The sequence below is a fragment of the Marinomonas phaeophyticola genome (assembly GCF_026966905.1).
In the GTDB taxonomy this organism is placed as follows: Bacteria; Pseudomonadota; Gammaproteobacteria; order Pseudomonadales; family Marinomonadaceae; genus Marinomonas; species Marinomonas phaeophyticola.
In genome coordinates this window covers 125,565-140,183 of record NZ_JAPUBN010000019.1, presented here as the reverse complement: position 1 = coordinate 140,183, position 14,619 = coordinate 125,565, and the positions used below count along the sequence as shown (strand labels likewise).

Here is a 14,619-nt window from a genome sequence, read left to right as displayed (position 1 = left end):
TTAAACGTTCCACCTAGCGATAAGAATAGATCAAAATTGGCCATTAGCTACAAATAAACTCACTATATTAGACTTCTATTTAGCTATATTTGTACGTATTAAAACGGAAAGAACTCTTGTAGACTGAATATCTAGATCTAGACATTTTCAAATAAAAACATATGGGGGTTTTATGGAGTTAGTTGTATTTGATTTGGATGGGACACTTCTCAATCGACAACAATCTTTATCTCCTTTTACTTGCGAAACGCTTAATAAGCTACAAGCAGCGGGTATCGCTTACACTATTGCAACGGGTCGGACTCGCTTAGCCGCGATGCCTTGCATTCAAAATCATGATTTCTCATCCGTTCAAATTTTTAAAAACGGCATAGAAGAATGGAACCCTAAAACACTTTCCTATCGCCATAGAAATCTATTGTCACGTTTAGATATTGAAGAAACATTAGCCTTTTTCGAAGCAGAAGGAGTCACACCGTTTATTTTTTGCGTAGAAGAAGATGGCAATCAAACAGTTTATCACCCTCCTCTTCAAAGTGATCTTTGTAATAATATTTTCGGGGAGCTTGGCCGATATGAAGACTTAATTCTGCACCCTTTGTATAAACTTCATATAGGTACCTCTATCACAAATATCAGCGCTATGGCATCACCTCAGGCCGCGGACAGAATTGTCAAATCAACACATAAGTCAGTACACCTATCAGCCTATTCTGGAGGTGGAATCTATCAAGAAGATGCATTTTGGATTGATATTCATCATAAGGATGCTTGTAAGGGAACCGCAATTCATTCTCTCAAAGAAGAGCTTGGAGCCTCAAAAATCATTTGCTTTGGCGATGGGGATAACGATTTAAGTATGTTTAAAATGGCTGATGAAGCCTATGCCATGAGTAATGCTAGTGATCTGGTAAAAGCCGCCGCAAATAAAGTTATTGGTCATCATGATGAAGATGGAGTGGCAATTTTCCTTAGAGAACGATTTAACTTGTCCTAAGTCGTAAATATTAAGGATAATTTGCAAACATATGAGGTTTCCATTGAAATTCACAGAAGGCCCCTTATATTAAAGTTAGAAGCTTTGTGTCATCTTTACAAAAATGCAACATTGTTTGCTTTACTAAATACTTTAAGTAGGGCATTTTTACATGAACACTCACTCTTTGGAGTAATATTATGATTGAATTTATTTTGTTTGCATTTGTTTGCGTATCTATCACCTGGATAGTTAAAGAACTCAGTGTGTCTTTACACCAGGAAAAGACGGAACTAAAGCCCATTAAAATTAAGGAAGAAGAAAAAACAAAAAGTATAAAAAGAAAAACAAATAAACTTTAAGCATAATTCATTTTTTATATAAGAGGCATTAATTGATCGTCATATCAATCAATGCCCAAAAGATTTATGCCTTTGGTAGCTACCCTTCTTTTCTGCGAGCAGTCGCAGTTTGACCTATTCCATAATCTCTTAATTTATTCGCGACGGCACTGTGACTTAAGCCAATTTTCTTAGCAAGCTGCCTACTACTTGGAAAGCTAGGATACAAATCTTTGAGTAACTTCGCCTCCCAATGTTTCATCGTTTTATCTAAAGAATCATCTATTAATTCGATCGTCTGATGTCTCTCTTCTTGAGCACCATAATTAAGATCGTCTACCTGAATAACATCAGAATGATTAAGCGCCACCGCTTGCAAACAAACATTTCTAAATTCATTCAAGTTACCAGGCCAAGAATACAACTTCATTTTAATGCCAGCACCTTTACTTAACTTTGGCTTTTTCAACTTTAGTCTAGTAGCGACGTCCTGCAAATACAGCTCAGCTAATCCAAGAATATCTTCTCGCCTCTCGGATAAAGCTGGGACTTTTAAAGTAAGTGCAGAAATTAGGTAGAACAGCTCTTCGTTCAAACCACAATCGTTACGTAACTCACTTAAGGGATAGTGAGAAACCGTAATAATCCTCATACCTATATGAGAATTAGATTGTTGTTTCAAATATCTGACTAACTCTTTTTGAGCCACTTCCGGGATGGATTCAGGAGATTGGATAACACACCATCCTGAACCTGTAGAAAACATCTCTATTTTTTCTTTACTGATATCCTCTCCAGACACATACATAATTTTACTATTTTCAGTATGTTGAGCAGCCAACCATTGCTGATACATGGCTTTAATCAAATCTTCTTTGCCAACACCTGTCGCCCCATGAATCAACACAGGCATCTCCAATTTAAGTATGGTTGCGGCCTGTTTCAAACAACATTTCATTGAGTCACTTTCAGCAATGTTATTTGTTAGATAATCTGACAGATTCAATTCAATGTTCGGAGATCGACGTAAGCTTGCAGTTTGTTCATCCAGGCGAGCGGCGGACTTCACATTGATGACTACGCCCGCTGGAATAGCTTGACCCTCTTCATCAGGAACAAAGATAGGTAATATTTCCATTAATATCTTTTGACCGTTTACCCGCACTTGTTTGCTTTGAAGTTGCGTTTTCTGGCTCATCTCCAAAAAATTAAAGCGAACGCCTTTTATAAACTTATTTAAAGGTTGATTAATAATCTGATCGTAACTAATAGATAAACTGCTGACCGCAGACTCTGTCGCCATGGTTACCACCCCATGAAGGTCTACCGCAATCACTCCATCAGGTAAGGCTTCTAATAAAGTCAGTAAGGCGTTTTTTTCCTGTTCAAAGGGGGTAAACATGACTGTTTTAACCCCCTCAACTCCATCAATGCGCCTAATGGCAGCAAGTAAGGTTTGCAACTGATCGAAAGGTATATCAGGAAAAGCGTAATGCATACGCCTTTGATCTGTATCGACTTCAATCCTTTTTATATTGATTTTGTAGGGGATAAATAGATCCAATACTTCTCGGGCCATCCCTATTCGACTTTCACATTCTATTTCTAAACGCATTACACCGCTCTTTCTTATTATTAATGTATAAACCCAGGTGTTTTATTTCGCTATATGATAATTCTCAATAGACATCAAACGCAAAGATTCTTGTCTATGTTTTTTTTAAACATCACATTATCGTATGACAATATCACTTAAAAATGCATTTAAAAGCAAATTAAGTAGCTACATTGTCAACAAAAAACTTACTGGAGTATCATAAAATATGAGCGTTTATTTTTCCTCTCTAACCAGTAACAAGGAACGATAAGGTGCAAAGGTATCATATAACGGCAAAATAGCCGCTCCCAACATACCGGCCGTAACACCCGTTTCAGCAACGGCTAGAGGAGGAATAATCATACCTAAAGGACATAACCGAGTTAACTGCGCAGATAAAACCGAGACCAGTTTATCTTGTAAAAACTGTGGGAGACGTCCACCAAATACTATGCTTTCAGGATCGAACAGAGCGATTACAGAAACAATCCCCGGTACAATTTCCACGCACACTATATCAATCCACTCAGCAGCTAATAACTGAATATCAGTGGCCTCCCATTCTTCTTCGCTTTGAGGGAGCAACTTTCCTTTGGAGGTTAAGAATTGAATAAGAGATGACAGAGAAAGGACTTCCAAAATTTGTGCTCCTAGAACACCGGTCGCTGTAGGAATTAAACCAAAGCTCCCAGCTTTTCCATTCGCGCCAGAATAACATTCTCCATCGGCAACTGCGCCACCACCACAAGCTGCACCCATAAAAATATAAAAGAAATTGCTTCTTTTCTCCTTGGTCGAGAATAAAAGTTCGTTCAACGCGGCTACATTCGCATCATTCTCCGTCACACAAGACAATCCCGTTTGATTTTCTAACCAAACCGAAAATTCATCCGTTTCCCAATATTTCAATGATTGTTGCAATGCTATCGTGTCATCTTTCTGATCTATTTCTAAAACCAAAGAATCAAGCCATAGTGACATTGAGTCAGGTTTAGCCAGACCCACCCCCTGAACTCTAGGCCACTTAGCTCCTAGAATCTGCTTCACTTCATTGATTAGGTTTAATGCTATATTTTGTGCCGTCTCTTGGGTTGGAAATTGAACGGAGTGCTCTTTTAAAAGAATGCATTTACCACTAAAGTCCAACAGAGCGGCACTGATATGATCGCGATCAACATTAATACCTAACCCATAAGCCCCTTCAGCACAAATGGTGAGCATAATAGAAGGTTGACCCCGATTACCTTTGACTTTCCCTGTGACTTGCAACATACCCTTATCCAACAAAGAGGATGTAATTACAGAAATTGTTTGTGCACTTAGGCCCGTTTCAGCGGCAATTTGCACGCGAGAAATACCAGGATATTTTCTTACGATATTTAAAATAACACGTTCATTATAAAGACGACCTTGTTCTGAGGTGCTGCCCAAGCCAACGGTTTTTCTACACTTTGGCGCACCGTTCAATTTTGCCATAACCATTTTTAATACCATCAGAAATTTACTAATAAGAATAGCAAGCTAAGCTACCGATTTGTAATTAATAAATCTAGTTGATTTAATTAAACAAACTTTCTATTATTCATTAAATTTTTCAAAAACTGTTCAATTTGGAGCCTTAACATGGAAAAGCCGACTGATTTTTCTTCTATCGATTTTCTCAATCAACATATTCAGAAGACGATGGCGTTTTATCATCCAAAATGCATCGATAAGCAAGGCGGCTTTTATCAATTTTTCAAAGATGATGGTCAAATTTATGAAACAGAAACCCGTCATCTAGTCAGTAGTACTCGCTTCATTTTTAATTATGCAATGGCTTATCAGGCCTATAAAAAACCTGAATACCTAGACGCTGTAAAGCATGGGCTACGCTATTTACGAGAAAGACATTTAACAGAAAATGGTGGTTATGTTTGGTTACTTAAAGGCAATCAAGACCTAGATGTCACCAACCATTGCTATGGCCTAGCCTTTGTTTTACTTGCTTATTCCGTGGCTTATCAAGCGGGGGCTCTAGAAGCAAAGCCCTGGATTGAAGAGACGTTCGAATTAATGGAAAAGCGCTTTTGGTCAGCAAAAGATGGTCTCTACAAAGATGAAATTTCTGGCGATTGGAGTACTGTAGCAACATACCGAGGACAAAATGCCAATATGCATTCTTGTGAAGCCATGATAATGGCATTTGATGCCACTGGAGATCAAAAATTCCTCACTAGAGCACAACTACTTGCAACCAACATTTGCCAACGTCAAGCTGACCTCTCTAATGGTCAAGTCTGGGAACATTATAATGAAGAGTGGCAAATTGACTGGAATTACAACAAAGACGATCCAAAGAATCTGTTTCGACCTTGGGGTTTCCAACCGGGCCACCAAACTGAATGGTGCAAATTACTGATAATGCTCAATAACAGGCAAACCACAGATTGGATGGTCGAGAAAGCTAAGCAACTATTTGATTTAGCCTGGAAGTATGCATGGGACCATACTCACGGCGGATTATGCTACGGTTATGATACTGAAGGGAAGGTTTGTGACGGAGAAAAGTATTATTGGGTACAAGCTGAGTCCTTTGCTGCCGCGGCGTGGTTAGCTCAAGCAACCAATGACTCGTCCTATTGGGATAAATACAATGCCCTATGGGACTATAGCTGGAATAATATGATTGATCATGAATACGGGGCTTGGTTCCGCATTCTCACCCAAGACAATCAATCCATTGACGACTGTAAAAGCCCAGCGGGGAAAACAGACTACCATACAATGGGCGCTTGCCACGAAGTCATTAAATTACTGAGTACCAAAAACTAGAATAAAATAAGCGCCTAAATCCCCTTTGAAGCGTTATTGCAGATTGATACATCGCAATAATTCTTCAAAGATTCTCTCTGCTCATTTCTCATATACGCTGAAATACAGTATTATGCCACCCATAACAAATGGGGAAAAAAACAATGCAACTTGATAAGGTTGATCTTAATTTATTACGTTACTTAGATTCTTTGTTACGTGAACAAAATGTCACTCACGCCGCAAACCAACTTGGTATCACCCAACCCGCGATGAGTAATGGTTTAAGACGATTAAGAGATTTGTTCCATGATCCATTATTAGTGAGAACAAGTGATGGCATGATGCCAACCGCTTTAGCCACTCAATTACAACCACGAGTTCAAAGCATCCTACAATCTGTTGATGAAGTATTGCATCTCGGTCAAAATTTCGATGCAGCATCCAGCACTAGAGTCTTCCGTATTATGGCCAGTGATTATGCTGAGGCCACACTGATTCCTCCTCTAATGGAACGCATTCAGGCTGGGGCACCAAATGCAATTTTAGATGTAATGAATCCTAGTGACGTGAATTTTCACGATGTCGAAAAAGGTAAAGTTGATTTAGTAATTAACCGCTTTGATGCATTGCCTCAATCCTTTCACCAAAAATCAGTCTGGATAGATCGATTTTCCTGCTTGGTTCCGAAAGACAGTGCTTACGCAGAAAACTTTACTCTTGAAGCCTACCTTGAGGCTCAGCATGTCTGGGTAAGCAAAACAGGATTTGGGGTTGGAGTAGGCATTCAACCTGAAGAAGTTCAAAAACTTGGCTGGGTAGACAGTACTCTTGCAAATTTAGGGTATAAGCGCAACATTCGGCTCTTTACTAGAAACTACAATGTGGCTATGCGAACCTCTCAGCAGCTTGGACTTATTGTAACCCTGCCTTCACTCGCAACACGCTTAATGGAAAACACAGATGATGTGGTTCTATTAGAGCCACCGTTTGAAATCCCTCCAGTAGAGCTAAAAATGCTTTGGAGCCCATTATTACAACATGATCCTGGTCATATGTGGTTAAGATCAACCATCTCTCAATGTGCTAATGTTATCGCAGAAACAAATAAGTTCTAGAAGAAAGCATTCGATTTAAGATCGTCTTCACTCTAACAAACTATGAGTATGTCGCTTATTGTTTGTTAGAGTAAGCTCGTTATTCTCTATTGTCGATATAGGCCAAATTTAATTATTCATGTAAGAGGCTATAAAATAGAGGACATTTCTTCAGCACCCGCAACACTCACATTCAAATCGTCGATAATGCCATTTTCAATGCTGTAGATCCAACCATGGACTTGAACATTTTGTCCTTTACTCCAAGCATTTTGTAAAATACTGGTTTGGCAAACATTAGCCACTTGTTCAATTACATTCAGCTCACACAGGGTATCACAACGTTCCTTATGATCCGTAATTGAATCCATTTTATCCTTATGAAAGCGATAAACATCCTTTACATGTCCGAGCCAGTTATCAATTAAACCATGTTTATCCGATTCTAAAGCCGCTTTAATCCCCCCACAACCATAATGACCTACCACCATAATATGTTTTACTTTTAGTACATCTACGGCAAACTGAATGACAGATAGGCAATTCAAATCAGAATGAACTACTAGGTTCGCGATATTACGATGCACAAAAATTTCACCAGGAAGAAGATTCACTATTTCATTTGCAGGAACTCGGCTATCAGCGCAGCCTATCCATAAGTATTCCGGTTGTTGTTGCTTCGATAAGGTAGAAAAAAACTCAGGATTGGCTTCATTTACTTTCGCCGCCCATTTTCTATTGTTGTTAAACAACTCAACTAACTTAGTCATTAATCATTCTCTGTAATAACGGTATTTTTAACATACCAACGCAATTTCACATCGGCGGTTAACTCTAGACTTTCAACACGTTTCAAGGCTTCTTTACCTTCAAAAGGTGCTTTATGTATGTGAGGTGTCATAGACAATAGAGATTGAATCTCTTGCTGTGACTTTAATGTAAAAGCAAACTGTAAATTTTGCTCATCAAGCAAAGAAAAACCGTCAACTCCTACGGCTAAGCCATCCTCATATAAACGGATTTCAGGATATAAAATTTTTCGTAGCTCAATCAGATGATCCGCTGCCGCATCAACCATGAGTAAGATCCCCTGACTTTTCAACACCCGACTGAATTCTGAAAACATAGGAAAACCGAACAAACAGGTCACTACATCAAAACTCTTACTTAGACTCGGAATGGCCGCATTACTACCTACAACCCAGCGAATAGATGAAGACCCTTTACTCGCAGCCATGATTGCCCATTTGGAAATATCCAGACCAATAAAGTCAACAACATGATCATTCGCAGTACATGCATCATCAAGCCGTTTTAAATAGTATCCATCACCACAACCAGCATCCAACACACTAATTGATTGCTTGGATGAAAATAGGTTTAACACATATGAAGCGATACTGTCGGCGATCGGTTGGTAATGACCCAACGCTAAAAAAGCTATTCGAGACGACACCATTTCTTTACTGTCGCCAGGGTCTTTTGAACGCTTATTTTGAACAGGTAATAAATTGACATAGCCAGACTTTGCTAAATCAAAACTGTGTCCTACAGGGCACACTAAACTTCTCTTTTCTTGAGCCAAAGGCTGCTTATCTAAAGGGCATAACAGAGTATTTAAAACAGACACATTTCTTCCAAAATATTTTTTATATAGTCTAGGGACAAGTCAGATAATTAACAAGGAAATTTGATATTGGTTTACTCCTCACTAAAGACAATTCTCTATGTGTCGCTTACCACCCATTAGGAACAACGAAGACACGTAGGGGGGATTCAGGCATTATCATGCGATTCTCACTAACATCGCGTGATTCTAACGTTTTTTGCTCTACTCTTTCCCAGGCAAAAAACATTTTAGGACGAACATCCATCTTAAAAGATTCTTCTAAACTTAAACGCACTTCGTCAAATGCTAAGATGTCACTAGGTTGGATTAATTTATAAGAAACCCATTTCGCTTTATCTAGTTCACAAAAAACATAACTGTCAAAATAGGTAGCCTTAAATTGCGCCATATTGAGCCAGTAGACCTTACTTCTAGCGTCCATGTCTTCATAATACTGACTGTTTTCGGTACCTTGATCCATAGAAAAAGAGCGCCATTGATCAAAAAGGTAGCCGAAAATGAGCAGCACAGGTTTAACTTTCTGCTTAATATCTAATTGATGAAGTAATGCTTGGCCTGATGGCGTGTCCAATATCGCTAATTGCTTTGTACGAGCCTTATGCGTTTTTTTGCTCAAACTGTCTGTTTTATTTGGTCCTATCCATTCTTTTTTTTGACCCTGCTCAACTTCCAGGAAATATTTCAAAGCAATTTCAAATTGCAAAACATAGCCTTCTGGCGTTCTCACCAACATATCAATTTCTCCGAGTGTCGTACCGTTTGGATTCATGATTTGCTGATGTTCAAAAATAACTTCTAAACTAGAAAATTGGCGAATGGCAAAAGAAAATAACACCTCAAAGTATGCCCCTAGAAAATGTGATTTACACTCCCCCAACGACGCTAACAATGGTGCTGGAAAGCGATCTAATTGATTTAATTGAGATGCAACATCAGTTACCCAATAACGCTGTAGATCGAGGTCAGCCACAATCATAGGGGCCGAAAAAATCCAAGCTAAATCATTAACCTCTTGATGTTTATAGGACACGATTGCAATACTCATACGTTATCAGTAGATGAAAGCAGTTCATCAATGTCTTTAATAGATTGAATGATCGAATTAACTTGCCGATGCTTCCATGTCTCACCCGTGAAATACTCTTCCGCCATTGGTGATATATTACACTGTGTTGGTAATGGTACGGACTGTTCAATCATCATTTTAAAGTTGGGTAATAAAATAAATTTTAACCATTGTAAAAAACTGAGCGTATCAATACAAAATGGTTCTTGGCTTAATAAATCCTCTTTTGTTGGCACTTCCATTTCCCACAAATCCATTTTTCTCAGAACCGTTTCAAGTTCAAGTAATAAGTCGGCAAGTTTATGGTACGTTTCCAACCTGATTTCTCCTTTAAAAAACGGTAAGATTAGCCCAATTTCTTGCACTGGAACAGAGAACACAATGAGATCCATAGAATCTTTATCTGATTTATTTGAATTAGCACAATGTAAAGCAACCTATTTTGATTTAGGTAGGCATATCCGAAAATTAACACCTCAAGAGGTGATGCAGTTTGACAGGAAGCAGTCTGCCTACCCTTTTCCCTTTAGACAGCAAGCAACCTTTGCCATTGTTTTAGAGCCCATCAATAGTAAAGCCCAAGCAGATATGAGCATTTGGTTTATTCGCTTGCCAATAGACGAAAAAGGCAGCATTAACCTAGGAACTCGCGATCATCTAATCAAATCGATTGTCGATAAGATTCTAAATAAAGGCAATAGTACGGATTTATCGGAAGCATTAACGGACAATCCATATGCCTTCCAACCGGATACGGAACGTATGGCAAGCTTCCACGCAATGTTAGCAAAACAGATGAAACAAAGCCCTTCCCACTACTTCAATCAATTAATAGACTATCTCTCTGGAAGCATAACTAGAGAAGATAATCACTGGGAAGAGATTGGACTACAAGGCATCGCTGACCTTGCGGTTAGATCAGCAGAAAACAGCTATCGCCCTTTAATAAAAAAAGCCTTACAACACGCACCAATTACATTAGCAACAGCACTTGCTAAAGCATTAGAGCATCAAGAGCTGGATGAAGATTACCTACAGTTCATTATTGCCGAGTTCCGTCAATCCATTGATATTGATTTCAAAGCCTCATTAATTAGGGCCGCCTCTCGCTCAAATGGCCACCAGCGATTAAGTCAGATTTTACAACTGTCACTTGTCAGTGCGGAAAAAAACGCGACCGACGACCAATTGCACCTTATTGTCGCTTTAGTTGCAAAATGCCCCCATTGGCTAGCAAATGATACTGAACTACTTCACCTTGTCATGGAGAACCTAGCACAACGAGATGATGCTTTTCATGCCTTTAGTAAAATTTCGACGGAATTAACCCATACCCAAAATGTGAAAAAACCTTTATGGGTTTTATTCAAAAGCAATGACATTAGCCCACGCTTAGCTCAAGCTGTCGCCCATTTGTTTAGCAAGACGCCTAGTCAAACACTGCAATAATAAATTTTAAATATCGATAAGTTTACCGTAAATAAACGCCCTACCAAAAAAAGACCTTCGTAAGAGAAGGTCTTTTTTTTAATGGTGCACTTGAGGACTTTTTAATGGTGAACGCATTTGCTTACGATATTCTAGAAAGGCTTCGCTAAGCTCATAATCTCCATCTACCTTATGCTCTAACGCTCCACGATTTACCAAAGCATCTAATGTTTTCGATAGGACTTTTTGCTTACGATCCCCTTTCATAAAATAAAAGTGATCATCAATTTGAACCACTTTAAAGCCAGATTCTAGAAAACCTATACAAAGGTTTTGAGTGGGTGTTAACTTAAGTTTCATAATTCAACCTCCCGGCCAACATTTATAAAATAACTTTCATTAACTATAGACAATATTTTCAATAAACAAAGTCGTCTTACTCTTCTCTGGCTTTAAAGTCTCAATTATTTATGGTGGTATTGCCCCAAAAATGATTAGGCATCAAAAATAACGGTTTTGTTCCCATGAACTAATACTCGGCCTTCAAGATGCAAGCGCAACCCTCGTGAAAGGACGAGTTTCTCAATATCTTTACCTAAACGCACCATATCTTCAGCGGCATGGCTGTGGCGTACCCTAATCACATCCTGCTCAATAATTGGACCCGCATCCAACTCAGCCGTCACATAATGACAAGTCGCGCCTATAAGCTTCACACCTCTAACCGCTGCTTGGTGATAAGGCTTAGCACCTACGAAAGAAGGTAGGAAGCTATGATGTATATTGATGACTTTATGTTTATATTTTTCACATAAATATTCAGGGAATATCTGCATGTATCTAGCCAAGACAATGGTGTCGGCTCCAGACTCATCAATGTATCGCTCCATTTCTTTAAATGCCGGCATTTTATCTTCCCTTGGCACCACAACACAGTGATAAGGGATTTTATACCATTCTACCATTGAACGAAGATCTTCATGATTAGCAATAACGCCTACAATTTCGCAATCCAATTCACCAGTATGCCAACGATGCATTATGTCATTAAGACAATGAGATTCCTTCGTTGCTAACAGTATAACTTTTGGCTTTTCTGTACTATCAGAAACGCACCAATCCATTTGATACTCTTCGGCTATCGAGCCAAATTGAGCTCTAAATTCATCCACATCGATATTTAATGTCGACGCATCTATTTCATGACGCATAAAAAAACGTTTTTGGTCAAGATCTGTGTGATGACTCGCTTCTAGTATAGAACCATTTCTTTCATTTAAAAATTGGCTTACTGCAGCGACAATCCCAACTTGATCAGGACAACTAATAATAAGACGAATCGTTTTTTTCATACTTTTACTTATAAACCTTTAAAACAAATTAACTAAACTGCTGTTTTCAACTCAAAATAGTGTTTATCTGGAATCGTTTAAAAATCTGATGAGAAGAGATCCATATTAGAGATTCGAGATTGCTTTTCCTCACCATGTCGAATAATCCAACATTGATGAATCTTAGTATTACGCTCAAAATCTAAATCAATAGACTCTTTCGTTATATTTTCAACTTCATAACGATTTTCTATTTCTTCTGACAATTGGAAGCGACGATAATTATTCGAAAATATCAACTCGCCTCCTTCAGCCAAACGATCCATTGCAAGATTTACCAAGTCAACATGATCTCTTTGAATGTCTAATACTTCAGCCATTTTTTTAGAGTTTGAAAATGTTGGTGGGTCCATAAAAATAAGATCAAATTTTTCTTCATTGGTTCGTAGCCATTCAAAGCAATCCGCTCTCACCACTTTATGATCTCTTTCTGAGAATTCATTCAATTCAATATTTCTACGGGACCATTCAGTATACGTATTTGACATGTCGACACTTAACGTAGATCGCGCACCACCTTGACCAGCATGAACAGAAGCCGTCGCGGTATAACAGAATAAATTAAGGAAACGTTTTCCATTGGCTTTTTGCTGAATGAGTTTTCGTACTGGGCGATGATCTAAAAACAAACCTGTATCTAAATAATCCTTTAAATTAACAATAAAGTCACAGTCATATTCGGATACCGTCATTTCATGCTTAGACGTATCCAGTTTTTCATACTGCCCTTTACCTGACTGACGTTGGCGATATTTCAACACCACCTGAGACTCAGGAATACCCAATGCTGAAGGTACAGCGGCAATCACATCATACAAGCGTTGCTGAGCTTTGGCTGGGTCAATGCTTTTTGGTGCTTGATATTCTTGTACATGAGCCCAATCGCCATAGATATCAATAGCTACTGCGTATTCAGGCATATCAGCATCATAAACTCGATAACAAGAAATTTTTGCTTTTTTTGCCCATTTTTGCATTTTTTTAGCATTTTTCGCCAAACGATTAGCAAACATTTGGGAGCCTGAACTTAATATCGCTGACGAGACCACATCGTGCTTAATAAACTTATCTTCTACTGGAAAACGATAAGCGCGACACTCAATACCACCGTTGATAACACGGGTATTTTTATCAGGGCGAATCGGGATCTGTTTTGCTAAATTTTCCATGCTCGTTAACATGAAAAATCGCCATCCATTACAATTGTTCACTACCCACTCACCTAATTGGCGATAAAGAGACATCAACGCCATCTCTTCACCAAGACGTTCACCATAAGGGGGATTCGTAATAACTAGCCCAGGAATATCACTTAAATTAAAATTATGATCCTGAAACGGAGACATATTTACATCAATATACCCTGTCAAACCCGCTCGTTTGATATTTTCTCTCGAGGCGGCTATAGCTCGTTGTTCAATGTCTGTACCGGTAAAGGTGATACCGACTTCATCAAATGATTTCTTGCTATTTTTTGCTTCATCATTTAGACGCTGCCACATTCTATGGTCATGCTGCTGCCATCCTTTAAATCCCCAATAACTCCGACGTAAACCGGGAGCCATATTAAGTGAGATCATCGCGGCTTCCACTAAAAAAGTACCTGAACCACACATGGGATCAACAAGCTGTTTAAATGTGTCTTCTGTTCCCCACCCTGCACGTAACAACAAACCTGCGGCAAGATTCTCTTTTAAAGGAGCAAAAGAACCGCTCTGACGATACCCTCGGCGATGTAAGCTATCACCAGATAAATCTAAACTTACGGTCATAACGTCTCGCTTAAGACGTACTGCAATTCTCACATCAGGTTGGGTTTTCTCTACACTAGGTCTATCACCTGTACGTTCAACGAAATAGTCAACTATGGCATCCTTTGCCCTAACAGCACCAAACTGAGTATTCCGGATACTCTCATTCGTACCATGAAAATCAATTGCAATAGTGGCGGATTCATTTAAATGCAAACGCCAATCTATTGATTTAACACCATCATAAAGCTCATCAGCTGATGTCATTGTAAATTGAGCCAATGGCAACATAACTCGGTTACCAACACGAGACCAAAGACACACTTTATAAGCGCCCTCAAGGTCCGTATTTAACTTTACTTGAGCTTCACCCAGTCGCGTATCTACTAGTCCAAGGGCATGTAGTTCTTGTTCTAGAACATTTTCCATACCTAATGGGCAAGTAATCTCCAATTGATAAGGCTGAGAGTTTGTTTCTGTGCTGGTAACTGTATTCATTTTTAATTACTTTTTTGTACAAATTAAAGTTTTTTTAGATCAAAGTATTTT

14 protein-coding genes are annotated in these 14,619 nt (G+C 38.8%); 5 read left to right on the top strand and 9 right to left on the bottom strand.

Going from position 1 to position 14,619, the window contains the following annotated elements:
- The first annotated feature begins 172 nt into the window (after positions 1–172).
- Both O1D97_RS14755 and O1D97_RS14750 read left to right on the top strand, forming a co-directional pair.
- Positions 173–997, top strand: a complete 825-nt coding sequence (locus O1D97_RS14755; protein WP_269126794.1) for an HAD family hydrolase — start codon at positions 173–175, stop codon at positions 995–997.
- 179 nt (positions 998–1,176) lie between these two features.
- Positions 1,177–1,338 (top strand): hypothetical protein, encoded by a 162-nt coding sequence (locus tag O1D97_RS14750; RefSeq protein WP_269126792.1) that lies wholly within the window; start codon positions 1,177–1,179, stop codon positions 1,336–1,338.
- A 79-nt stretch (positions 1,339–1,417) separates the two neighbouring features.
- Here the strand turns inward: O1D97_RS14750 and O1D97_RS14745 are convergent, their stop codons facing one another.
- Complete coding sequence (locus O1D97_RS14745; protein WP_269126790.1) at positions 1,418–2,932, bottom strand: TyrR/PhhR family helix-turn-helix DNA-binding protein; 1,515 nt, start codon at positions 2,930–2,932, stop codon at positions 1,418–1,420.
- A gap of 216 nt (positions 2,933–3,148) precedes the next feature.
- Positions 3,149–4,396 (bottom strand): ROK family transcriptional regulator, encoded by a 1,248-nt coding sequence (locus tag O1D97_RS14740; protein WP_269126788.1) that lies wholly within the window; start codon positions 4,394–4,396, stop codon positions 3,149–3,151.
- A 141-nt stretch (positions 4,397–4,537) separates the two neighbouring features.
- On the opposite strand from O1D97_RS14740, the gene O1D97_RS14735 reads away from it, so the two are divergent.
- Positions 4,538–5,728 carry an AGE family epimerase/isomerase gene (locus O1D97_RS14735; protein WP_269126786.1) on the top strand — a complete coding sequence of 397 codons (1,191 nt, stop codon included), beginning with the start codon at positions 4,538–4,540 and terminating at the stop codon, positions 5,726–5,728.
- A gap of 143 nt (positions 5,729–5,871) precedes the next feature.
- Positions 5,872–6,825 carry a LysR family transcriptional regulator gene (locus O1D97_RS14730; RefSeq protein WP_269126785.1) on the top strand — a complete coding sequence of 318 codons (954 nt, stop codon included), beginning with the start codon at positions 5,872–5,874 and terminating at the stop codon, positions 6,823–6,825.
- A 128-nt stretch (positions 6,826–6,953) separates the two neighbouring features.
- On the opposite strand, the gene can is transcribed toward O1D97_RS14730, so the two are convergent.
- The 4 genes from can to O1D97_RS14710 form a co-directional block, all read right to left on the bottom strand.
- Positions 6,954–7,574, bottom strand: a complete 621-nt coding sequence (gene can, locus O1D97_RS14725; protein WP_269126784.1) for a carbonate dehydratase — start codon at positions 7,572–7,574, stop codon at positions 6,954–6,956.
- Complete coding sequence (locus O1D97_RS14720) at positions 7,574–8,434, bottom strand: putative RNA methyltransferase (protein ID WP_269126782.1); 861 nt, start codon at positions 8,432–8,434, stop codon at positions 7,574–7,576. The genes can and O1D97_RS14720 overlap by 1 nt, the downstream gene beginning before the upstream one ends.
- A 106-nt stretch (positions 8,435–8,540) precedes the next feature.
- Positions 8,541–9,479, bottom strand: coding sequence for a DUF1853 family protein (locus O1D97_RS14715; protein WP_269126780.1), 939 nt, complete (start codon positions 9,477–9,479; stop codon positions 8,541–8,543).
- Positions 9,476–9,817, bottom strand: coding sequence for a YqcC family protein (locus tag O1D97_RS14710; RefSeq protein ID WP_269126778.1), 342 nt, complete (start codon positions 9,815–9,817; stop codon positions 9,476–9,478). The genes O1D97_RS14715 and O1D97_RS14710 overlap by 4 nt, the downstream gene beginning before the upstream one ends.
- 64 nt (positions 9,818–9,881) lie before the next feature.
- Between O1D97_RS14710 and O1D97_RS14705 the strand changes: the two genes are divergently transcribed.
- Positions 9,882–10,949 carry a DUF3549 family protein gene (locus O1D97_RS14705; RefSeq protein WP_269126776.1) on the top strand — a complete coding sequence of 356 codons (1,068 nt, stop codon included), beginning with the start codon at positions 9,882–9,884 and terminating at the stop codon, positions 10,947–10,949.
- Between the two features lie 78 nt (positions 10,950–11,027).
- On the opposite strand, the gene O1D97_RS14700 is transcribed toward O1D97_RS14705, so the two are convergent.
- From O1D97_RS14700 to rlmKL, 3 genes are all read right to left on the bottom strand, one after another.
- Positions 11,028–11,288 (bottom strand): formyltetrahydrofolate deformylase, encoded by a 261-nt coding sequence (locus tag O1D97_RS14700; RefSeq protein ID WP_269126774.1) that lies wholly within the window; start codon positions 11,286–11,288, stop codon positions 11,028–11,030.
- Positions 11,289–11,422: 134 nt separating this feature from the next.
- Positions 11,423–12,280, bottom strand: coding sequence for a formyltetrahydrofolate deformylase (gene purU / locus O1D97_RS14695; protein WP_269126772.1), 858 nt, complete (start codon positions 12,278–12,280; stop codon positions 11,423–11,425).
- 77 nt (positions 12,281–12,357) lie between these two features.
- Positions 12,358–14,568 (bottom strand): bifunctional 23S rRNA (guanine(2069)-N(7))-methyltransferase RlmK/23S rRNA (guanine(2445)-N(2))-methyltransferase RlmL, encoded by a 2,211-nt coding sequence (gene rlmKL / locus O1D97_RS14690; protein WP_269126770.1) that lies wholly within the window; start codon positions 14,566–14,568, stop codon positions 12,358–12,360.
- Positions 14,569–14,619: the final 51 nt, after the last annotated feature.